Annotated in this window: 19 protein-coding genes, 1 tRNA gene and 3 pseudogenes; 14 read left to right on the forward strand and 9 right to left on the reverse strand. The window is 61.2% G+C overall.

What is annotated here, in order from left to right; genetic code table 11:
- Positions 1-129: 129 nt before the first annotated feature.
- Positions 130-1,215, reverse strand: coding sequence for a DUF3800 domain-containing protein (locus tag FE840_RS19305; protein WP_138289268.1), 1,086 nt, complete (start codon positions 1,213-1,215; stop codon positions 130-132).
- Entirely contained in the window at positions 1,215-2,333 is a 1,119-nt protein-coding gene (locus FE840_RS19310) for a Fic family protein (protein WP_138289270.1), read from the reverse strand. The genes FE840_RS19305 and FE840_RS19310 overlap by 1 nt, the downstream gene beginning before the upstream one ends.
- Positions 2,334-2,667: 334 nt before the next feature.
- Between FE840_RS19310 and FE840_RS19315 the strand changes: the two genes are divergently transcribed.
- Both FE840_RS19315 and FE840_RS19320 read left to right on the forward strand, forming a co-directional pair.
- Positions 2,668-3,027: a helix-turn-helix domain-containing protein gene (locus tag FE840_RS19315; RefSeq protein WP_138289272.1), complete on the forward strand. Its 360-nt coding sequence runs from the start codon at positions 2,668-2,670 to the stop codon at positions 3,025-3,027.
- A gap of 180 nt (positions 3,028-3,207) precedes the next feature.
- A pseudogene (locus FE840_RS19320) lies at positions 3,208-3,849 on the forward strand (helix-turn-helix domain-containing protein); the annotation flags it as partial.
- A gap of 193 nt (positions 3,850-4,042) precedes the next feature.
- On the opposite strand, the gene FE840_RS19325 reads toward FE840_RS19320, so the two are convergent.
- The gene (locus FE840_RS19325; protein WP_179028225.1) at positions 4,043-5,338 is read right to left on the reverse strand and encodes an IS110 family RNA-guided transposase; all 1,296 of its coding nucleotides are present in this window, start codon (positions 5,336-5,338) and stop codon (positions 4,043-4,045) included.
- Positions 5,339-5,472: 134 nt separating this feature from the next.
- On the opposite strand from FE840_RS19325, the pseudogene FE840_RS19330 reads away from it, so the two are divergent.
- Positions 5,473-6,029 (forward strand): annotated as a pseudogene (locus FE840_RS19330) (integrase core domain-containing protein); the annotation flags it as partial.
- A gap of 100 nt (positions 6,030-6,129) precedes the next feature.
- Here the strand turns inward: FE840_RS19330 and FE840_RS19335 are convergent.
- From FE840_RS19335 to FE840_RS19345, 3 genes are all read right to left on the reverse strand, one after another.
- The gene (locus FE840_RS19335; RefSeq protein WP_138289773.1) at positions 6,130-6,687 is read right to left on the reverse strand and encodes an AAA family ATPase; all 558 of its coding nucleotides are present in this window, start codon (positions 6,685-6,687) and stop codon (positions 6,130-6,132) included.
- A 109-nt stretch (positions 6,688-6,796) separates the two neighbouring features.
- Positions 6,797-7,264: a YbaK/EbsC family protein gene (locus FE840_RS19340; RefSeq protein ID WP_138289774.1), complete on the reverse strand. Its 468-nt coding sequence runs from the start codon at positions 7,262-7,264 to the stop codon at positions 6,797-6,799.
- Positions 7,265-7,272: 8 nt separating this feature from the next.
- On the reverse strand, positions 7,273-7,770 hold the full coding sequence (locus FE840_RS19345; RefSeq protein ID WP_171033831.1) for a GNAT family N-acetyltransferase: 498 nt from the start codon (positions 7,768-7,770) through the stop codon (positions 7,273-7,275).
- 205 nt (positions 7,771-7,975) lie between these two features.
- Here FE840_RS19345 and FE840_RS19350 point away from each other — a divergent pair, with 205 nt between their 5' ends.
- The 10 genes from FE840_RS19350 (at position 7,976) to FE840_RS19395 (ending at position 15,691) form a co-directional block, all read left to right on the forward strand.
- Entirely contained in the window at positions 7,976-9,025 is a 1,050-nt protein-coding gene (locus FE840_RS19350; RefSeq protein ID WP_138289778.1) for a GlxA family transcriptional regulator, read from the forward strand.
- Positions 9,026-9,154: 129 nt separating this feature from the next.
- Positions 9,155-9,595 (forward strand): hypothetical protein, encoded by a 441-nt coding sequence (locus FE840_RS19355; protein ID WP_138289780.1) that lies wholly within the window; start codon positions 9,155-9,157, stop codon positions 9,593-9,595.
- Between the two features lie 104 nt (positions 9,596-9,699).
- The gene (locus FE840_RS19360; protein ID WP_138289781.1) at positions 9,700-10,761 is read left to right on the forward strand and encodes an NAD(P)H-dependent flavin oxidoreductase; all 1,062 of its coding nucleotides are present in this window, start codon (positions 9,700-9,702) and stop codon (positions 10,759-10,761) included.
- 31 nt (positions 10,762-10,792) lie between these two features.
- Complete coding sequence (locus tag FE840_RS19365; RefSeq protein WP_171033832.1) at positions 10,793-11,032, forward strand: DUF1127 domain-containing protein; 240 nt, start codon at positions 10,793-10,795, stop codon at positions 11,030-11,032.
- Positions 11,033-11,048: 16 nt separating this feature from the next.
- Complete coding sequence (locus FE840_RS19370; protein ID WP_138289785.1) at positions 11,049-11,672, forward strand: LysE family translocator; 624 nt, start codon at positions 11,049-11,051, stop codon at positions 11,670-11,672.
- A 22-nt stretch (positions 11,673-11,694) separates the two neighbouring features.
- Entirely contained in the window at positions 11,695-12,492 is a 798-nt protein-coding gene (locus tag FE840_RS19375) for an SDR family oxidoreductase (RefSeq protein ID WP_138289787.1), read from the forward strand.
- Entirely contained in the window at positions 12,489-13,037 is a 549-nt protein-coding gene (locus FE840_RS19380; protein WP_246318949.1) for a DUF6653 family protein, read from the forward strand. The genes FE840_RS19375 and FE840_RS19380 overlap by 4 nt, the downstream gene beginning before the upstream one ends.
- A gap of 1 nt (position 13,038) precedes the next feature.
- Entirely contained in the window at positions 13,039-13,932 is an 894-nt protein-coding gene (locus FE840_RS19385; RefSeq protein WP_138289789.1) for an alpha/beta fold hydrolase, read from the forward strand.
- Positions 13,929-14,348, forward strand: a complete 420-nt coding sequence (locus FE840_RS19390) for a hypothetical protein (protein ID WP_138289791.1) — start codon at positions 13,929-13,931, stop codon at positions 14,346-14,348. Before FE840_RS19385 ends, FE840_RS19390 begins: the two co-directional genes overlap by 4 nt.
- A gap of 14 nt (positions 14,349-14,362) precedes the next feature.
- Positions 14,363-15,691, forward strand: coding sequence for an NAD(P)/FAD-dependent oxidoreductase (locus tag FE840_RS19395; RefSeq protein ID WP_425502224.1), 1,329 nt, complete (start codon positions 14,363-14,365; stop codon positions 15,689-15,691).
- Here FE840_RS19395 and FE840_RS19400 read toward each other — a convergent pair.
- Positions 15,648-17,187 (reverse strand): IS3 family transposase gene (locus FE840_RS19400; protein ID WP_179028226.1). Its coding sequence is split into 2 segments (ribosomal slippage): positions 15,648-16,700 and positions 16,702-17,187, totalling 1,539 coding nucleotides; the frame shifts between segments, so codons are not numbered across the junction. The genes FE840_RS19395 and FE840_RS19400 overlap by 44 nt on opposite strands.
- A gap of 411 nt (positions 17,188-17,598) precedes the next feature.
- Between FE840_RS19400 and FE840_RS19405 the strand changes: the two are divergent.
- Positions 17,599-18,791 (forward strand): annotated as a pseudogene (locus FE840_RS19405) (IS481 family transposase).
- A gap of 43 nt (positions 18,792-18,834) precedes the next feature.
- Here the strand turns inward: FE840_RS19405 and FE840_RS19410 are convergent.
- Together FE840_RS19410 and FE840_RS19415 are read right to left on the reverse strand one after the other, a co-directional pair.
- Positions 18,835-18,924, reverse strand: a tRNA-Ser gene (locus FE840_RS19410).
- A gap of 335 nt (positions 18,925-19,259) precedes the next feature.
- Positions 19,260-19,745 carry a hypothetical protein gene (locus FE840_RS19415; protein WP_138289796.1) on the reverse strand — a complete coding sequence of 162 codons (486 nt, stop codon included), beginning with the start codon at positions 19,743-19,745 and terminating at the stop codon, positions 19,260-19,262.
- Positions 19,746-19,860 lie beyond the last annotated feature (115 nt).

Here is a 19,860-nt window from a genome sequence, read left to right on the forward strand (position 1 = left end):
AGAAGAGAAAGAGGTCAGCCGAAGGTTGTCAGTGATGATGCGCGAGGGATGGAAGCCGGATGGTGGAGACGGCGGATCGATGGCTCCGTTCACGGCAGCCCGGTCGCGAAGCGGCGCGCCGAAATGGTCTTACGATCTTCTGCGCTCGGAATCCCGGATAAGCATTGCCAACTGATCGACCACGTCGGGGCCGCTAAGGGGCCTAGGAGGAATCTGGTCCGGGAAAATCGTGGAAGGCCGGATTCCGTTATAAGAGAGCGTACCCAGTCCGGCTTGAATAACCTCATCGAGAAACGCACGGTCCGGATCGTTCGCTGATGACCCGAAATGCTTCACGCAAAGCCCCGCCAGCACATCGCAGAATTGAATCGCAAAGTGATCCTTTGAGTCTGCCGCCTCCGTCGAAACGACCCGGAGAGGAAACGGTGTTTCCGAACCGTCGCCGCCACGATGTATCTGCTCCGGCACATTTGGACTGGTGATATTCTTCCACATGCGCCTTTGGCGCAGAAAGGTGGAGGAGGCGTCGTGAACGACCGCGAAATCCTCGGAATGGCGCTGCCGCCAATGGGAGATTATAGCGACCATGGATGTCGTATGCAGCTCGTTGCTACTTTTGAAGGTTTCAAGGTCGGTGAAATGCTCGAAGGCTTCCGCGCCATCGGCCATCTGCCCGATGAATATCTGAACCGGTTCTTCCAGGCTTTGTGCGATGAGGCGAAGCTGGCTCTGAAGCACGGCAAGTGTTTGCGGCGTAGGGTTCCGGCTGAAATCCTGATAGATGGTCAGCAGCCGGTCGAGTAGTTCCGGCGGAGCGAATTCGGTGAGTCCGTAATGGATGTAATTGCAGTATTTCCAGCAAAAGCCATCGGCGTAGAAATCGTATCCGCCATTTGTGACGAGGGGTTCGATCAGAAAATCCACGATCTTCGTCAGCACGCCAAACCGCTTGTCGATCATGTAAGTGAAGGCTGTGTCGGCGAATGGTTCGAGGTGCCGAGCAAAGGTCAGCAATCCGGACCGAGCGTTGGTGCGCCAGATGTTCGAGAACTTGAACTCCACGCCACGATAAGAGGGAAACGACTCCCGCAGGATCGCTTCCGCCGCATCGTTGCTGATGTCAGCGCTTGAAATCGCGAACACGGGTTGCGCGGAGTCGAGCAGATTATAGCCGGTGTAACCCGACTCATCGAAGTAGAGCGTACGCACGGTCATTATTTATCGCCTTGATCAGACAGCGCATAACTCGTGCTGCGCCCGCCGCCTGGTTCCTTGAACAGGATCCCGCGCTGCACCAGATCGTTAATGTCTCGCAACGCGGTATCAGGCGAGCATTTCTCGATCTTTGCCCATTTTCCGGAGGTCAACTTGCCGCTGAATCCGTCCATGAGACGCATGAGCATATCCCGCTGCCGCTCGTTGAACCCTTCGCCCACGTGTCTTTCCCAGAACTGCGCCTTCGTCAGAACCTTTGAAAGTGTTTCCTCGGCGTGATCGAATGCCCGGTCCAGACAATCCAGAAACCATGCCAGCCAAGGTGTGATGTCCAGCACGCCTTTCTGCGTGGATTCGAGGATGTCGTAGTAGGATTTACGCTCAATCCTGATCTGCGCTGACATACTGTAGAAACGCTGCGCGCTACCTTCGGATCGTGCTAGCATCAGATCAGCAATCGCGCGCGCGATGCGGCCATTGCCATCGTCAAACGGGTGGATCGTGACAAACCACAAATGCGCGACGGCGGCCTTGAGCACCAGGTCCATTTTCGGTCCGGATTCGAACCAGTCGAAAAAATCCGCCATCTCTTTTTCGAGGCAGTCCGCTTTCGGGGCCTGATAGTGAACCTTCTCGCGCCCATAGGCGCCCGAGACCACCTGCATACGTCCATGCGCATCGTCGCGCCACGCCGCGACGCTGATCCGGCCCATGCCGGAGCGCCCCGTCGGAAACAGGGAGGCGTGCCAGTCAAACAGGCGCTCGCGGGTGAGTGGCTGCTCAAAACGCTGCGTCGCATCGAGCATCATTTCAACGACGCCCTCGACATCGCGATCTGCCGGGATCAATCCGGCAATGTCCATCCCAAGTCGCCGGGCAATGGAGGAGCGTACCTGCTCAACATCGAGAACTTCCCCCTCGATGTCACTCGACTGGACTACATCCTGCGTGAGTGTCTGCAACACCGCCTCGCTGCGCAGGGCAAAGCCCAAAGCTTCCATGCGTCCGATCAGCCGTCCCTGACGATGCCGCACGCTCGCCAGCCGGGCCGACACAGCTTTTTCGTCCCAGGAAAACGCAGGCCATTCGGGTAGGTCATGGATATAAGTCACAGGCATATTCACCGCACTCCTTGCGGTTATTATGCCGGAGTTTCCCCGCATAATGCAAGATTATTCGCCGCATATTATGCATGGAATAGGCGCTCTATTCGCCGCATCGCTGATCGGCCTGCTAGCGTATGAGGAAAAACAACGCGCTGACCCACAACAGGCAGATCAGCGCGACGATGATACCTACACGGGGGCCTGAGACTGCTACCCTTACTCGCCTCAAGAATCATTCAGACCAAGCCCTCCTGGGTCACCTGATTTTCGACCCCTTGCCACACCTTGTGACCACTTCCCACGGTTTCTAAATTCACTCTGTTCAACCAAAACGGAGTAAGACCAAATGCATTACCAGGAGCGACCCATCAAGGCCTACATGGAGGCAAATCGCCTCTTAATGCTGGAGCGTCGAGAGATACCCGCCTCCGTTATCAATACGCTTCTAGGAGCGATGCTCTGGGGTTACCCGAAACACGCTGAGCCCTTCACCCTAGGCGAACTTGGCGAGCGCATTGGGCTCCCACGGACAACGGTCTCTCGCCATCTCCGCTACCTGGGGGACTTCGAGCGCTACGGCGTGAAGGGATGCGGGTGGGTGAAGGTATCCGACTACGAAGGGGACCGCCGTCAAAAGGTGGTCTCGATGACCCACAAGGGACAAAACCTAGCGCTGAGTCTGATGGATACCCTGATCGGAAGGTGATCCTGGGACAAAAATTGGGTCACAAGTCTGGGTCACAAGTCTGGGTCACAACAAAAAAAGTTGCGTCCGCATGTCCCTGAATTTACTGCGATAATTAGGACCAATGCCCGACCTGAGAGATAGGTGACGTTTTGTACCGGAGACATGGGTAACACTTTTCGCTTTTGGCGGGAGGTGTTGATGCCGTCGAGAGAGACTTCGGTTATGGAAGAACGTCTTCGCTTTGTCGCCCGATTACTGGAGGGTGAAGGAATGAGCGAGGTGTGCCGGGATTTCGGCATATCGCGCAAGACCGGCTACAAGATATTCAATCGCTACAAGGACGATGGGCTTGAAGCTCTGACGGACCGATCCCGGCGTCCGGTGCGCTACGCCAACCAACTCCCCGATCCTGTCGAGGCCATGATCGTGCGCCTCAAAAAGGAGAAGCCGCACTGGGGCGCACGCAAAATCCGTGAACTGCTGGTGAAGAAACTCGCCGGTGACGTCCGTATTCCGGCCAACAGCACCGTGCATGCGGTGCTCGACCGCCATGGCCTTGTGCGCCAGGCCCGCAAGAGGAACCGGGCAAACAAGGCCATGGGCACCATGCTGTCTGAGGCTGTCAATGCAAACGATCTGTGGTGCGCCGACTTCAAGGGCGAGTTCAAGCTCGGGAATGGTCGTTATTGTTACCCTCTGACCGTAACCGATCAGGCATCACGCTATCTATTGGCTTGCGAAGCCTTCGAATCGACACGCGAACAGGCCGTGATCGAAGCCTTTCGCCGCCTGTTTGCCGAACATGGCCTGCCTCAGGCGATACGCTCGGACAACGTCCTAGCTTGGGAACAAGACGCGGTTCAGGGCGTCAGGTCACGGGGCATCCGAGCGACCGGATACCCTTAAAATAGTTGCCCAGGCGGGCTCCGCCGTCAAGATGTGGTCTCTTCCATAGCAAATACAGGGTCGGTCTTGTTGCCGCCCTCACCGTCCTTAAGACGAGATCCAAAATCCCAAGCGGAAGGCCCGAACATTATCTACGAGGTCGGGAACCTGCCTCCACGGCTCTCCAGAGAGGGGTCCTTCCGCCTGGGCTCGTCCCCTCAAAGAAGGGACGATAGGATTCGCCGGACTTGATCACGGCGTGAATGGTGCGGGCCATCTTTGCCGCGATGGCGGTGTAAGCCTTGCGGCGCAGATCCGGGTTGTGGCGATCTTGGGCGATGTAGCGCTCGAATTTGTCGCGGAAGCCGTTGGCCTTATGCAAAACCGCCGTTTGCGCTGCCAGCCATAAAGTGCGGCGCAAGCGGGCATTGCCATATTTGGAGATCTTGCTTCGACCGCGGAACATGCCGGACTGGACGGTGGCCAGGTCCATGCCGCAGAACTTCAGAAACTGACGGTGGTGACGGAACCGGCGCAGATCGCCCGTTTCGGCCAGCACGGTGAGGGCATTGATCGGCCCGATGCCAGGAATGGTGCATAGCAACTGATAATCGGGCCGATCAGCGAGCAGTTCGACGGCACGATCTTCGATGGCATTCCGTTGGCGGATCAAACTCCTCCCCTCGGCCAGCATCATGCGGAACATGCGGATGGCGTCGGACTCTGGTGACACAGGCAATCCAGTCGATGCCTTCGCTGTCTCGTAAACATCTGATAACATGCGCGTCTTCTCCACTTTGCGTCCAACGACATCCCAAGCAGCCTTGATGAACTGTTCCTTGGACATCGCGCTGATCATGTGCGGAGAGGGGAACATCTCGAGAAACGCCAAGAACCAATCGCTGCGAGAGCTCCGGTGGAACCGTTCGGCTTCGGGAAAGTAAAGTGGCAGGTAGTGGGTCAGGATCCGATGCCACAGTTCGGTCTTTGCCCGGGAAACGGCATCATGGGTCTTGGACAGTTCCTGAATATCATTGGTGCCGGCCACCATCGGGTCTTGGAATATCTGCACTGCCCCGATCTGCAGCATGTGCAAGATGACCTGTGCATCCTTGGGGTCGTTCTTGTCCCAGCTATTGTGCAGCGCCTCCCGGGTTCGGGCCAAGGCGACCGACGACACGAGCTTCAGGTCGAAGCCGGCCACGCCCAGATGATACATCAGCACGCGGTGATAATTGCCGGTTGCCTCAAAGCCGATCCGGACTTGCATATTGTACTCCCGCAAGATCCCAATCAGCCGCTGGAAATCATCGGTGGTATTGGTGATCGTCAGGCGTCGACGGCGCGTTTTTCCGGGAGCGGCAATCAGCACCTCGTGCCGGTGTTTGGAAATGTCGATGCCTACCAGAACGCAGGCATCCGAAGTATGCTCAACCTTGGCCATAGCCGGTCTCCTCTGTGGTGTGGTTCGCAAAACCACCATAGAGACCTGAGACCCGGTTATGGCCACCTGCTGCGCAAAATGGGGCTGCGCAGGCGGCCATAACCTCTAACGGCGTATCATTCCCAACATGCTACGGGCTACCGTTCGCTTCACCAAACGGGCTCTACAATCTGTCGAAGCTATCGGTCTTCTGGTTGAGGCTTGGCATTGTGATCGAGCGCATCAAACCCGGCCATCCCCAGCAGAACGGTCGGCATGAGCGAATGCATCTGACATTGAAGAAGGAGGCAACGAGACCGCCCGAACGTAACCTGTTTCAGCAACAGGTGCGCTTCGATGCATTTCTCAGCGAATTCAATGGTGAAAGGCCACATGAGGCGATCGGCATGAAAGTGCCTGCCGACCTCTATACCGCCTCTTCGCGACCCTACCTCGGCCTGCCGGAAATCGATTATCCCTTCCATGATCGCGACATCATCATCACCAATTGCGGACGCGCCTGCCTCTATCGAAAGAAGATCAACATCTCGACCGTGCTGGCAGGGCAGAAACTGGGATTAAAGGAGGTGGAAGACGGCATTTGGCTCGTCAGCTTCATGCACTATGATCTGGGATATATCGACCTGGAACAGAGAACGCTCCAAACCATCGACAAGCCTCGTCGCGCACGAGATTGTCACCTATGTCTTAGGTACAAACTGTTACCTATGTCTTCGGTTCGGACAGAGGGCAAGTGGCGGAGAGGGTGGGCCTGATATCCAACCTTCTCTGAATTTCAACACCTGAAATCTTTACACTTTCTGCGCCATGTACTCTTCGATCAGGTCCGCCCGTTGGCCAACATCGACGCGCGGCAGCATGGTCAACTCATATCCCGCGTCCTCATAGGTGAGGATAAGTCTGTGATACTCGGCGACCGCCTCCTCGAAGGAGTGGCGACGCTCGTCAGTGACGGCGAAGATATCTCGCCAAGGTGGCGTCAGAAAGACGCGAGAGTGATAGCGATTGGCCTCGAGCAATCCCGTGGTCTGTTCACTCAATCCCAAATGGTTCAGTGCGGAGACGGCATCCACGAGGCTGCGATCGAAGACAACCCAGCACGTGGCGCTGGCTGCAGCTTCAAGGTCCGCAGCGGTCAGTTCTATTGCCTTGAGGGCGAACGCGGCGATATCAATCCATGGCAAAGCTGCTCCATCGCCAGCCATTTCCTCGGCCACGCTGCGCTGTCCCGGTTCGGGCACGGTGCGATGGCCACGCCTCGCGAGTTCCACCAGCAAGGTTGATTTTCCACCGCCCGAACATCCGGACAGAATAAGAAATGGAAGGTCTCGCCTGTTCGGCCTTGGCATCGGGAAGCGGTCCTCGTGAAAGTGCAATCGTAATCGGCCGATGCTCCGCAGGCGGACGCGCCCAGCTTGCCTCATAAACCGACCTCTGCCCTGGGCAGCGCAATCGGACTCAGTAAAGCGTCGCCGTCCTCGCATTGATCGCAGTCGCGAGGGTCAGTGGTGCCACTTCAAATACAGCGTCCGGCGCCCCGGCAGCGGCCCAGACCGTCTCGTGATCAAGAAGCCGCGCGTCCATCCAGATCACGGGCGGCTGAAGGTGCCCGAGCGGCGACACGCCACCGATGGCGAAACCCGTGCGGGCGCGCACCTCGTCGGCTTCGGCCCGCTCGAGCGGCTCTCCGACTGCCACTTCCGCCTTCGCCACATCGACGCGCTCGGCGCCTGAGACGAGCAGGAGATGCAGATCGCCGGAGCGCGCGCCCCGGAACACCAGCGACTTCACGATGCGGTCGACGGTGCAGCCGCAGGCTCGGGCTGCATCCTCCGCGGTACGCGTGGTCTCGCCCATCCGCTTCACAGCGATGACCAGCCCGTGGGCCTCAGCGGCTGCCTCCACACGCCTGACAGACTTTGACATTTGTAGCCTCACTGCCTCGGGTCTTGATCAGCGATCGGCGCGACGTATTCGTGCGACTGGACGGGGAACCCCAGTTCGGTGGTCGGGTAGGTTCGTCCTCTCGTCCATCCCGAAGACTCATAGAAACGGATCGCGCGATCGTTGAAGGCTCGCACCTCGAGCCGGCGGGCGCCGAGGCGCTCGGCGCGGCGCAAGAGAAACCGACCGACCCCGCGCCCTTGAAACCGGTGCGCCACATGAAGGTCCTCGAGACGATCCCCGTCCACGAAGATGACGCCCATGATGGTCCCGTCCCATTCGGCCACTTCGAGGTCTTGCAGGCTCGCGTCGAGGAATCGCGACACGGGATCCCTGGCACGGAATTCTGTCTCAGCCGCGGTGGGCAGATGTGGCGCCCAGAAGCGGATCCAGGAATCGACTAGGAGCCGATGCAGCACCGTGCGGTCCGGTGGCTCGGCTCGGCGCACGAGAAGCGCAGGTGCACCGTCAGGTTCTGCCGCGCGCATTTCACCACTTTGGTAAGGGTCGCTTCTGTCTTGCCGGAGGGTCATCCTTGCCTCTCGTAGTTCGTGTGGTCAGCTTTCGTCGTGACCTTCCTGGCAGCAAGGGGAGGCCTTGGTCGATGACCAATCCCGATCAGATTCTGCCAACGCTTGCGCGCACGTTCGACTTTCTGCGGGTTTCCGTGCATCGTGGAGCTTGGAGGATGCGATGCAAGAAGCCCCACCGGACAGCGGTACAGACATTGCCGCGACGCGAGGCGTCGCCGACCAGAGACCAACACGCCGTATCGGTTTTTTCGTCTACGACGGCATGGCGGCCAGTGACATCCTATGGGAAGTCGACATGTTCCGGCTCGCTCCTGTGATCGCGGAGGCCGAGGGGCTGTCCTGCCCGACCTTCGAGACACAGATCATTGGACTGGAGGCCGGTCCGATTGCGACATGGTCGGGTTACCGCATCGTCGCAGATCGTGCGCTGTCAGAGCTCGGGGCGCGGCTCGATCTGCTCTACCTCGGCAGCGCCGCGCCGGAGAACCAGGCACGGCTGGCGAGCGATCCCCGTTTTTCTCGCGCCATCGCCACCATCGCTGCGAGCGGCTGCCGCATCGTCGCCGTGGGCTCTGCCGCGCTGATCCTCGGCCAGGTCGGGCTCCTGAAAGGACGTCGGGCGACCATCCATTCGGTCGCGGCCGATGCCTTCCGAGCCGCCTTTCCCGCGGTCGAGTTCGACCCCGATCCGCTTTGGGTCGAGGATGGGCCCATCGTCACCACGGCCGGCTCGATGCCCACGGTGGAGTTCACGCTCGAGGTGCTGGAGCGGGACTGCGGGCGCGCGATGTCCTTCGCCATCGCCAAGGCGGGCCTGCTTCCGATGCGGCGGGGATCGAGCCAGAGCCGGCTGTCGGCGGCCCTCGTCATGCAGATGGAGGCCAGCGACCGGTTCGACGGCATGCTGCAATGGCTGACGGAGAACCTGCACGTGCAGGTCACGGTGGCCGACCTCGCCGATCTCGCGGGGATGAGCCCGCGCAACTTCGCGCGCCGGTTCGTGGAGCGGACAGGCACGACGCCGGCCAAATTCGTGGAGACTCTGAGGGCCGAGCGGGCACGGCAGCTGATCGAGACGACGGCGCTGCCGCTGGTGCGCGTGGCCGAGCGGTCCGGATTGCGTGACGAACAGAGCTTGCGCCGCGCGCTCGTGAAGGCGTTCGGAAAGACCCCGAGCGCACTGCGCACGGCGGCAACCCCTAATCCATGAGCGGTCTGGCAGAATCTGTCGGAGCCTTGTCCTAGGGGATTCGGCGCGTCGTGGTGTAGCCAGTCTTTCGAACCGGCAAGGCAAACGCCGTCGCCACGCCTCCAGCTTCAAGGACTCCGAAACCCCGCCATGACGCATTCGACATCATTTGCTTCCGCCGCCGAACGCTTCTCCAATCGACGCATGGCCAAGACACTCAAGACCGCACAGTCACTGGTCTTTCTCGGCCTCGGCGGCTGGTGCCTGCTCGCTCCGCACATGGTCGAGACGCTTTCGCTGAAGCCCGATTATCAACACCTGAGCGCCACGACGGCCCTCCTGATGGGCTGTTTCGGGGCGCAGGCCGTTCTTTGCGGATCGCTGATGCTGCTTGCACGGTTCACCGCGGCGACCTTCCTTGGCTTCGGGCTGCTGGCGTCGATCCCTTTCTTCATCTTCAACGCCTGGTTCGTCTGGGTGGCGGAGATGTTCACCGCGTGGATGCTGCTCGATTTCGCCGGGAACGTGAGCTTCCTCGCGATCGGCATCGTCGGCTGGCGCCTGATGCGGGGCGAGACTGAGCCGGTCTGATCCGACCCCGCCAGTCTATTGGCAGAAACTGACCCATCTCACCGGGGCCGCGTCGGGTCCCAGACACTCTTCCTCGTTCTCTGATCCGAAAAAGGACTCCAGACATGATCGACACAGCCATCACCCGCCGCTTCGGCCTCAAGACCCCCATCCTCAACGCCGGCATGGCCATGGTCGCCCGTCCCGACCTCGCGGCCGCCGTCTCGAACGCAGGCGGGCTCGGCATGATCGGCGCGGATGTCGCCCCTGCGGAGGCGCTGCGCGCCATGGTGCGCGCGGTAAAGGCAAAGACCGACCGGCCCTTCGGCGTGGACCTCCTCGCGCCGATGATCACCGACGCGCATCTCGACGTGCTGGCCGAGGAAAGCGTGGCCGTCTGCGTCGTCTTCTGGGGCAACCCGACCCGCGACCAGGTCGCGCGCATCAAGGCGGGCGGCACCGCCTTCTGGATGCAGGTCGGTTCGGTCGAGGAGGCCCGCGATGCGCGAGCCCTCGGCGCCGAGGCGATCATCGTCCAAGGGCTCGAGGGCGGCGGTCACAACCGCTCGGTCGCCACCACGTTCAACCTACTTCCGGCGGTGAAGGCAGCGATCGCGCCGATCCCGGTGATCGCCGCTGGCGGCATCACCGACGGCGCCAGCATGGCCGCGGCAATGGCCCTCGGCGCCGAGGCAGTCTGGTGCGGCACGAGGTTCCTGGCAAGCCATGAGGCTGACGCGGGCGACGGCTACAAGGCTCGGGTGCTGAATGCTGGCGTGGGCGACACGCTCTCCACCACGCTCTTCGGACCGGAGATGCCGCTCCAGCCCATGCGCGTCATACGCAACGCGGCCACCGACGAATGGGCGGGCCGCGAAGAGGAGGCGATAGCAGCGACCGCCGGCCAGACCGCCGGCACCTTGCGCACGCCGGACGGCGAGGTGCCTCTGCCGCGCTTCTCGGTCTACCTGCCGACGCGGGACGTCGACGGCGATCTTGACCAGCTCTGCCTGACCGCTGGCCAGAGCGCGGGCAAGATCCGGACCCTCAAGCCGGCCGCGCAGATCGTCGACGAGATGACGCGTGAGGCCCATGAGGCGATCGCGGCGCTGGCCGCCCGTGCCAACGGCGCCGCAGCGGTCATGTCCGCTGTCCGGCAGGCCTATGGCGAAGCGGCCCAAGCCTGAAAATCGACACTTTAGAGAGAATGGAAAAGCCATGACAGCCCACGCCTTGAAGAGGGTCTTCCCGACCCTCGACTTCACTCAGCTGCCCCGCAAGGGAACACGGCATCTCGACGGTTTGCTTCGTCGGGCGCGCGAGGCCCGCGATTACCGGCATCTCGCAGGCCTTCCCGATCGTCTGCTCGAAGACATCGGCGTGACCCGCGATCAGGCGGAGGTGCTGGCGACACGCGGCTCTTGGAAGCGCCTGCCACGGACCACCCACAAGCCCTGAAGGGAGAGGTGAGACCATGACCGCTTTCTGGACCCTGCAGGCCCCAGCCACCCTCGCGCTGGTGCTGCCCGTCCTGATGATGCCTGGGCTCGACTTCGCCGCAGTCGCGCGCAACGCCGCGAGCGGCGGCCGCCGGGCCGGGATCAGTGCCGCCGCCGGCAGCACACTGGGCGCGAGCATCTACATCCTCGGCGCGGCGACAGGCATGGGCGCGGTCACGGATCTCGTGACAGAAGCCGAGGCAGTGTTCAGAGTTCTGGGCGCCGTCGTCCTCTGGTGGTTCGCCTGGCGCTTCCTGTCCGCGGCTTTCGCGGCGACGGCAGGCTCCCGGTCCTCTGACCCGCCCGCCCTTTCAGTTTCCGCGTTCAGTGACGGAGCGCTCGCATCTGCGCTGAATCCCAAGACGCCGCTGTTCTTCGCCGCCGTCTTCGGGGCGAGCAGTATCGGGCAAGCCAGCGCGGGTGAGCGGATAGGCTTCGGCCTGCTTGTCTGCAGCCTGCATTTCGCGTGGTTCGCCGGCGTGGCGCTGATGCTGGACCGGATCGGCACACGTCCTGGCAGCGGCCCGGTCCTGCGGATTGGCGCGGGCGCCGTCGCAGTCGTTCTCGTCGGGGCCGGGATCCTCGCGCTTCGAGGGTGACCCCACAAAGGAAGGACAAGATATGCGACTGATTGGAAAGATAGCGCTCGTGACGGGCGCCGGGCGCGGCATCGGCGCTGCAATTGCTCAGGCATTTGCAGCCGAGGGAGCGCACATCTGGGTCACTGACCTGGATGCCGGAGCGGCCGAGCGCGTTGCCGCCCAGCTTGGTAGTCTTGCGCGGCCGTTTCCGCTGGACGTGCGACGACCCGACGACTGGCTTTCGGCCGAACGGGTCATCCTGGCCCATGACGGGCGCCTCGACATACTCGTGAACAACGCCGGGATCACCGGCCTCGAAGATGGCGCGGCGCACGACGTCGAGACCGTCACGCTAGACGACTGGCGCGCCGTGCTCGCCACCAATCTCGAAGGCGTGGTCCTCGGCTGCCAGATGGCGCTCCGCGCTATGCGGCCGGGCGGCGGCTCCATCGTCAATATTGCCTCGCGTTCGGGCCATGTCGGCATCCCCGCCGCCGCGGCCTATGCCGCCTCGAAGGCGGCGGTCCTCAACCACACGCGCAGCGTCGCGCTCTATTGCGCCGAGCGCAACCTGAACATCCGCTGCAATAGTATCTCTCCGGCAGCCATCCTCACGCCGATGTGGGAGCCGATGCTGGGCGACGGCCCCGACCGCGACACCCGCATGGCGGAGTTCGTCGCAGACACACCGCTGCGTCGCTTCGGGGACCCCGCGGAGGTGGCCGCACTCGCCATCATGCTGGGCTCGGACGAGGCCCGCTACATGACCGGCGCGGACCTGGCGCTTGACGGCGGACTGCTCGCCGGAACGGCGGCGCGGCCGGAGGTGAGCAAATGAGACTGCCGACCAATTCCGAGCAGGCGCTCAAAGGGCTCTTCCCGATGATCTCGGGCGCCGACGCCGAGGCCTGGGCGCGTCATGCCCATCCCGTGAGCGTCTGGACGCGTATCGCGCTCGGCCTGCCTCTCCTGATCCTCGCCGCGTGGTCGCGTGTCTGGATCGGGCCATGGTGGATCGCCGCGATGGCGGCAGCGGTCTTCTTCATCTGGATCAATCCACGCATGACGCCGGTGCCACGCTCGACCGACAATTGGGGCTCGAAGTCCACCATCGGGGAGCGCCTGTGGCTACGCATGTCGCCGGGCGACGTCCCGACCTGGCACCGGACCGTACCCCGCGTTCTCGTCGCCGGGTCGGCGTTCGGCCACGCGGTGCTGCTCTTCGGCGTGATTGCGCTCGAGCCCTGGCCCACCCTCTTCGGATACGCCACCGGCATGATTTTCAAGCTTTGGTATCTCGACCGCATGGTCTGGCTCGAGCGGGACGTGAGCGGCACGCGCGAGACCCGGTCTTCGTCGTCGCCCGAAAGCAAAGGAGACTGACATGTCCACGGATCAGTTATTGAGGCCCCAGGGCCCCTTCCTCGAGATCGAGGGCGTCTTCGTCCCGTACTGCAGCCAAGGTGAGGGCCAGCCTGTTCTGTTGACGCATGGCGTCCTCGGCGACCTGCGCAGCCTCGACCCGGTCGCCGGAGACCTCTCGGACGCGGTCGAGGCGATCACCGTGACCCTGCCGGCCCTGACGGCAGATGCGCGTCCGACCCGCCCTTTTGGCACGGCAGGTCAGCGCGACGACCTGATCGACCTTATCTGGTCGCTCGGGCGTGGCCCGGTCCACCTGGTCGCCTGGTCCTTTTCCGCACATTCGGCACTGGCCGTGGCCATCGACCGTCCCGACCTCGTCCGCAGCCTGTTCCTCTACGAGCCCGGCTTCCCGACCTTCGTCGAGGACGAGGCTCGCCGCGAGGCCGTCGTGACCGACATGGGCGCCGCCTTCGCGCCAGTCGCGGAAGCGTTCCGGCGCGGCGACCGCGAGGGCGCCGTGCGGCTCGCCATCGACGCCGCGGCGCGGCAGCCCGGCCATTGCGAGGCGCAACCCGACGCGATCAGGGCCATCTACTGCGACACCGCGCATACGCTCGAGGCGATCTTTGCGCAGACGCCGCCGATCCCGCTCGCGCCCGCCGATCTCGGCCGGATCCGCTGCCCGGTGACGATCGCGCGCGGCGAAGCGACGCGAGACTGCTACGCCATCGTCTCGGACGTGGCGGCGCGCCTGGTTTCGGGTGCGGCCCATGTCGTCGTCCCGGAGGCGGGCCACTTGCTGCCCGAACAGGAGCCCGCCCGCTTCGCGAACCTTGTCCGCGCGCATCTTGAACGTGCGGGCGCGATTGCGGCGCGCGCCGGGATCGAGACCCTTTCGGAGGACGCACAATGAGTATCGATGGACGCCGTATCCTGCGTTGGCACGCGGGTTTTCTGATGACGTTGACGCCATTGCTGACCTTGGGTGCCTATGTCGGACTTTTCACAGGTTCCGGCCCCTATGGCGGGCTAGCCGAAAACCCGATGGCAGTGCCGGGGCTGGCGCAGGCCTATCCGTTGATGGGTCTCGTAGCCGTGGCGATGTGGATGGGCGCGACCGGCCCCGTGCCCCGGCGATACAGCCTGCTTGCCATCGCCGCCCATTGCATCCCGCTATCGGCGCTCACGATGCTCTGGGATCCGATCATGGCAAGCCCGATCGCACCTGCAATACCTCTGAGCTTCCTGATCCATGGTGGCGGGATCACTGCAGAACTCGTCTCGATACGAGTTGGCTACGGCGAGACCCTTCCGAGGGCGTCGGAATGAGGGACCGACACAACATGCCCGGTCATCGGCTCGTGATCGTCGGCGGGGGCTTCGCAGGTCTCGCCTGCGCGGAGAGCCTCAAGGACTCAGGCGCGAAGATCACGCTCATTGACCGCAGAAATCATCACTTGTTTCAACCGCTGCTCTATCAGGCCGCGACAAGCACATTGCCCCTCTCCGACATCGCCTGGCCGCTACGCCAAGTGTTCCGAACCCGGCGTGACGTCACAACCCTGCTTGGGGAAGTGGCAGGGGTCGATGCGGTCGCGCGGTGCGTCCGGCTCACCGACGGCGCCACCATTGCCTACGATACGCTTGTGCTCGCCACGGGCGCGCAGCACGCCTATTTCGGCAACGATGAATGGGCGGCACATGCCCATGGCCTCAAGACCCTGGAAGACGCGACGCGCATCCGCGCGCATATTCTCACGGCATTCGAAGCGGCCGAGCGTGCCGAGGATCCAGCCGAGCGGCAGAGGCTGATGACGTTCGTGGTGGTCGGCGGCGGCCCGACCGGTGTAGAGATGGCCGCGGCGATCGCAGAACTGGCACGCCGGGTTATGCAGACAGAGTTCCGCAACGTCGATACGCGCGACGCCCGGGTCATTTCGCTCGAAGCCGGACCGCGGATACTGGGTGCATTTCCTGAGAGCCTGGGCCGCTACGCCAAGCGCGCACTGGAACGACAAGGCGTCGAGGTCCGGCTTGGCTCGGCCGTTACCGACTGCGGCCCGGGACACGTTACGGCGCGCGGGCGCATGATCCGTGCGAAAACCGCCATCTGGGCTGCCGGTGTGCAGGCGTCAGACGCCGCGCGCTGGATCGGTGCTGCCTCCGACCGAGTTGGCCGCGTACAACTGGCCGCCGACCTGACTGTACCGGGCTGTTCCGAGATCTTCGTCATCGGAGACACGGCAACCGTGACCAGCGTATCGGGCGCGCCGGTTCCCGGTACAGCGCCGGCGGCGAAGCAGATGGGGCGCCACGCGGCGCTGGTGATTGCTTCGCGCTTGCAAGGTGGCTCTGCGCCGGCACCATTTCGCTACCGGCACCAAGGCAATTTCGCGACCATTGGTCGGCGCGCCGCAATCGTCGATCTGGGGTGGATCCACCTGAGCGGGCCGCTGGCCTCGTGGACATGGGGCATTTGCCACATCTGGTTTCTGATCGGCACAAGAAGCCGCATCGTCGTGGCGTTGAATTGGCTTTGGTCTCACTTGTTCGGGCACAAATGTGCACGCTGTTGGTTTCCGCGCGGAACTGAGCCCGGTGGGGGTGCGGACAAAAACTTGGACTGTTTCAAAAAATCAGACCGAGGCTCTTTCGATATTCGACTGGGCTGAGCGATCCCAGGGATATCTTGATGCGCTTTTCGTTATACCATCGAATGTAGGCATCCACTTCGGTGACGAACTGTTCGATCGTGATGGCCTTCCAGTCTCCTGGATAGAAGAGTTCGGTTTTCAACCGGCCGAAGAAGCCTTCGCACGCAGCGTTGTCTTGCGAGCAGCCCTTTCGGGACATCGAACGAACCAGCTGCGCATTGCTGATCCTGTTGAGCCAGCCAGGCCAGCGATAATGAGCGCCGCGATCGGAATGAACGATTGGCCGTTCCTCCCTGTTGGTTACGGTCTCAATGGCGGCATCCAGCATGGTATTGACGAGACCCGCATCAGGTTGCGTTCCAATCGACCAACTGATGACCATGCCGTCGAAGCAGTCGATGATGGGCGAGAGGTACACCTTCCCAGCTGGGATCTGGAACTCGGTGATATCCGTCAGCCATTTTACGTTCGGTGCTTTTGCATGGAAGTCGCGATTGATCAGGTTCTCGGGCGCCGGGCTGATTTCTCCCAGATAAGATCCAAAACGCCGTCGACGGGGCCTTGCGACAACCAACTGCTCCTGCTTCATCAAACGCTGCACAACCTTCTCCGAGATTGTCACGCTTTGCCTGGCAAGCGACGCCTGCAATCGGCGATAGCCGTAGCAGCGACGGTTTGCTTCGAAGATTTCCGCAAGGCTGTGCCGGATGGCGGCATACTTGTCTGCCAGACATAGGCGGGAGCGATGGTAGAAGTACGAACTGCGCGCAATTCGAAGCTGGGCGAGCAGCTCTGGCAAGCGATAGGCTTCCTTCAGGGCGTCAATCAGCTGTGTCTTCTCCCGATTACTCAGGATTTGCAGATCGACGCCCAGGTCTTTTTTTAGGAGTTCGGTAGCCTTCTTCAGGAGATCATGCTCGAGTTGCAACTGGCGGACATCACGCTGGAGGGCTTCAAGCTGTCGCTCAAGCTCTTCACGTTCAGGCACCTTGGGGTTGGCTTTGCGGCGTTTCATGGATGAGGGGAGCCTCGTGACCGAGTAGCTGATCTTTCCAGCTGTACAATGTCGGCCTTGAGACGCCCAGCCGGTCCGCAACCTGTTGAGCAGTTTCATCTCCACTGCATAGTCCGATGACGCCTGCTTGCCGGACCTCCTCGCAATGGCCAGGATGCCACGATCGACCGACCATCGATGTTCGCGCCTCCGGAAACGCCTCACGGACCCATGCGGTCAGTGTCCCTCGACCGGGATAGCCAAGTGCCCTCATCGTCGCTGCGATGCAACGATCATGGGTGCGAAAGTGCTCAAGGGCGGCCTGTTTTTGGGCCTCGGTGTATTTTGGCGCCCGCGCCACCGGCTGAGGGCGCAGGTCGAGGTTATGCTGATACTCACGGTACCATCCCCTCAGCGCATTCTTTGTGGGATAACCCAGCTGGCGAATGGTCGCGTTCAGCCGCTTGCCAAGCCGGATATAGAGTTCAACCGCTCGAAGTCTGTCTGCGTAGGAATACATGAACTACCTCCTTGGTGGTCCAAGTTTTCGTCCGCACCCCCACCGGCTCAGTTCCGCGCGGAAACCAACAGTCCAGGCGTTCGATTTCTGTTCCATAGCGGCGAATGCCACTGAAATCGAAGTGATTAGCTGTGCCAGTCAAAAATTGACACATTTTCAGTCACTTGGATAGAATTCACTAAATCCGCGCAGGCAACAGGTCCGGAGAATATCGGCCCCGAGAGACCGCTTCGGGGCCTCCTGGCGCAGTAGGCAGTGCTCAGCCCCGCCCGCATAACCCTCGAAAACAACGGGAAAATCCGGTCGCAGCCGGATCGAGAGAACGCTTTCGCGAGTGCCCGACCTGAGAGATAGGTGACGTTTTGTACCGGAGACATGGGTAACACTTTTCGCTTTTGGCGGGAGGTGTTGATGCCGTGGAGAGAGACTTCGGTTATGGAAGAACGTCTTCGCTTTGTCGCCCGATTACTGGAGGGTGAAGGAATGAGCGAGGTGTGCCGGGATTTCGGCATATCGCGCAAGACCGGCTACAAGATATTCAATCGCTACAAGGACGATGGGCTTGAAGCTCTGACGGACCGATCCCGGCGTCCGGTGCGCTACGCCAACCAACTCCCCGATCCTGTCGAGGCCATGATCGTGCGCCTCAAAAAGGAGAAGCCGCACTGGGGCGCACGCAAAATCCGTGAACTGCTGGTGAAGAAACTCGCCGGTGACGTCCGTATTCCGGCCAACAGCACCGTGCATGCGGTGCTCGACCGCCATGGCCTTGTGCGCCAGGCCCGCAAGAGGAACCGGGCAAACAAGGCCATGGGCACCATGCTGTCTGAGGCCGTCAATGCAAACGATCTGTGGTGCGCCGACTTCAAGGGCGAGTTCAAGCTCGGGAATGGTCGTTATTGTTACCCTCTGACCGTAACCGATCAGGCATCACGCTATCTATTGGCTTGCGAAGCCTTCAGATCGACACGCGAACAGGCCGTGATCGAAGCCTTTCGCCGCCTGTTTGCCGAACATGGCCTGCCTCAGGCGATACGCTCGGACAACGGGCTACCGTTCGCTTCACCAAACGGGCTCTACAATCTGTCGAAGCTGTCGGTCTTCTGGTTGAGGCTTGGGATTGTGATCGAGCGCATCAAACCCGGCCATCCCCAGCAGAACGGTCGGCATGAGCGAATGCATCTGACATTGAAGAAGGAGGCAACGAGACCGCCCGAACGTAACCTGTTTCAGCAACAGGTGCGCTTCGATGCATTCCTCAGCGAATTCAATGGTGAAAGGCCACATGAGGCGATCGGCATGAAAGTGCCTGCCGACCTCTATACCGCCTCTTCGCGACCCTACCTCGGCCTGCCGGAAATCGATTATCCCTTCCATGATCGCGACATCATCATCACCAATTGCGGACGCGCCTGCCTCTATCGAAAGAAGATCAACATCTCGACCGTGCTGGCAGGGCAGAAACTGGGATTAAAGGAGGTGGAAGACGGCATTTGGCTCGTCAGCTTCATGCACTATGATCTGGGATATATCGACCTGGAACAGAGAACGCTGCAAACCATCGACAAGCCTCGTCGCGCACGAGATTGTCACCTATGTCTTAGGTACAAACTGTTACCTATGTCTTCGGTTCGGACAGAGGGCAAGTGGCGGAGAGGGTGGGATTCGAACCCACGATACCCTTGCGAGTATGCCGCATTTCGAGTGCGGTGCTTTCGACCACTCAGCCACCTCTCCGGTCACATTGGTCGGCGCTCACTTGCGCGGGCTGTCTCATAGCGGCAAGTCACCCCCCATGCAAGAGTGAAAGTGGCGCTTTTCGTATTCCGGTTCCAAAACATCAAAATGCTGTGGCATTCCTGGTCTGCGCTGTCTTAGCAGGTAAGGTATCGCGTTCGCGAGATGTCTTGGAAGCGAAAAAAGGAATAGTCGTTTTCGCACAAAACCGATGCGAACTGCCGGTGTGTTGCAGGTGGTTTTGCTGCGCACTACTTCCTTGCAACGATCAGAAAGCGGTTGCGGAGTCATGCTGGCAATCTTGCCTGTCAGTACCCCATGACCTTGTCCATGGCTCAATTGCTGACGTCACCATCAAAGTTTACAACCGTGACCTCGCTCCTCCAGTCATAGAGTGACGTGTCGATTACGTCGGGACGGGGGTGCCGAAAGCCATGGTATAGCGGCTTGTAGCAAAGTGTTGCTGTCGAACCGGGTTCGATGATCACGCCTTCCCGAACTGATCCGCGATAGACAATATCGGCCTGACCGGCAAGCGAGGCGGCAACCGTGAGCGAAACCCGTCTCACCTGACTTGCCGAATTGTTTTCAAGTGTGATTTCCAGAGCCTGCTCCGGTTCTGCGCAAGACACTGCCAAGCCTATCGAAGCGCTGACGGCCTGCCGTTCCTGCCTTTGCTGTTGGCTCACGCCCGATGCAAAGGACCAGATGATGATGGCTGCCAGCGACAGGACGGATACGACCAGAAGGGCCAGACGCCGACGACGGTAGTAAAGCATGATAACGGTTGCGGTTAGTAGCGCTGCCGCAATCCAGATCATCCAATTCGCCCGAGTTTCATGCTGTGTCTCATGAACTGCAAACTAGGCAGTTTGGGCCGAAAGGCAATAATGATGCGGCAAAACGTTCCGTGTCGAACCGCCTCGGTCTCAACCG

The organism is Peteryoungia desertarenae, from assembly GCF_005860795.2.
Classification (GTDB): Bacteria; Pseudomonadota; Alphaproteobacteria; order Rhizobiales; family Rhizobiaceae; genus Allorhizobium; species Allorhizobium desertarenae.

Bases quoted from the DNA above. Each gene is read 5' to 3' on its own strand.
- FE840_RS19345 (WP_171033831.1), bottom strand. From the start codon at position 7,770: ATGCGCGCGGCAGAACCTGACGGTGCACCTGCGCTTCTCGTGCGCCGA.
- FE840_RS19365 (WP_171033832.1), top strand. From the start codon at position 10,793: ATGACAGCCCACGCCTTGAAGAGGGTCTTCCCGACCCTCGACTTCACT.
- FE840_RS19335 (WP_138289773.1), bottom strand. From the start codon at position 6,687: ATGCCAAGGCCGAACAGGCGAGACCTTCCATTTCTTATTCTGTCCGGA.
- FE840_RS19355 (WP_138289780.1), top strand. From the start codon at position 9,155: ATGACGCATTCGACATCATTTGCTTCCGCCGCCGAACGCTTCTCCAAT.
- FE840_RS19395 (WP_425502224.1), top strand. From the start codon at position 14,363: ATGCCCGGTCATCGGCTCGTGATCGTCGGCGGGGGCTTCGCAGGTCTC.
- FE840_RS19315 (WP_138289272.1), top strand. From the start codon at position 2,668: ATGCATTACCAGGAGCGACCCATCAAGGCCTACATGGAGGCAAATCGC.
- FE840_RS19415 (WP_138289796.1), bottom strand. From the start codon at position 19,745: ATGATCTGGATTGCGGCAGCGCTACTAACCGCAACCGTTATCATGCTT.
- FE840_RS19385 (WP_138289789.1), top strand. From the start codon at position 13,039: ATGTCCACGGATCAGTTATTGAGGCCCCAGGGCCCCTTCCTCGAGATC.
- FE840_RS19325 (WP_179028225.1), bottom strand. From the start codon at position 5,338: ATGGCCAAGGTTGAGCATACTTCGGATGCCTGCGTTCTGGTAGGCATC.
- FE840_RS19380 (WP_246318949.1), top strand. From the start codon at position 12,489: ATGAGACTGCCGACCAATTCCGAGCAGGCGCTCAAAGGGCTCTTCCCG.
- FE840_RS19350 (WP_138289778.1), top strand. From the start codon at position 7,976: ATGCAAGAAGCCCCACCGGACAGCGGTACAGACATTGCCGCGACGCGA.
- FE840_RS19370 (WP_138289785.1), top strand. From the start codon at position 11,049: ATGACCGCTTTCTGGACCCTGCAGGCCCCAGCCACCCTCGCGCTGGTG.
- FE840_RS19390 (WP_138289791.1), top strand. From the start codon at position 13,929: ATGAGTATCGATGGACGCCGTATCCTGCGTTGGCACGCGGGTTTTCTG.
- FE840_RS19375 (WP_138289787.1), top strand. From the start codon at position 11,695: ATGCGACTGATTGGAAAGATAGCGCTCGTGACGGGCGCCGGGCGCGGC.
- FE840_RS19310 (WP_138289270.1), bottom strand. From the start codon at position 2,333: ATGCCTGTGACTTATATCCATGACCTACCCGAATGGCCTGCGTTTTCC.
- FE840_RS19340 (WP_138289774.1), bottom strand. From the start codon at position 7,264: ATGTCAAAGTCTGTCAGGCGTGTGGAGGCAGCCGCTGAGGCCCACGGG.
- FE840_RS19305 (WP_138289268.1), bottom strand. From the start codon at position 1,215: ATGACCGTGCGTACGCTCTACTTCGATGAGTCGGGTTACACCGGCTAT.
- FE840_RS19360 (WP_138289781.1), top strand. From the start codon at position 9,700: ATGATCGACACAGCCATCACCCGCCGCTTCGGCCTCAAGACCCCCATC.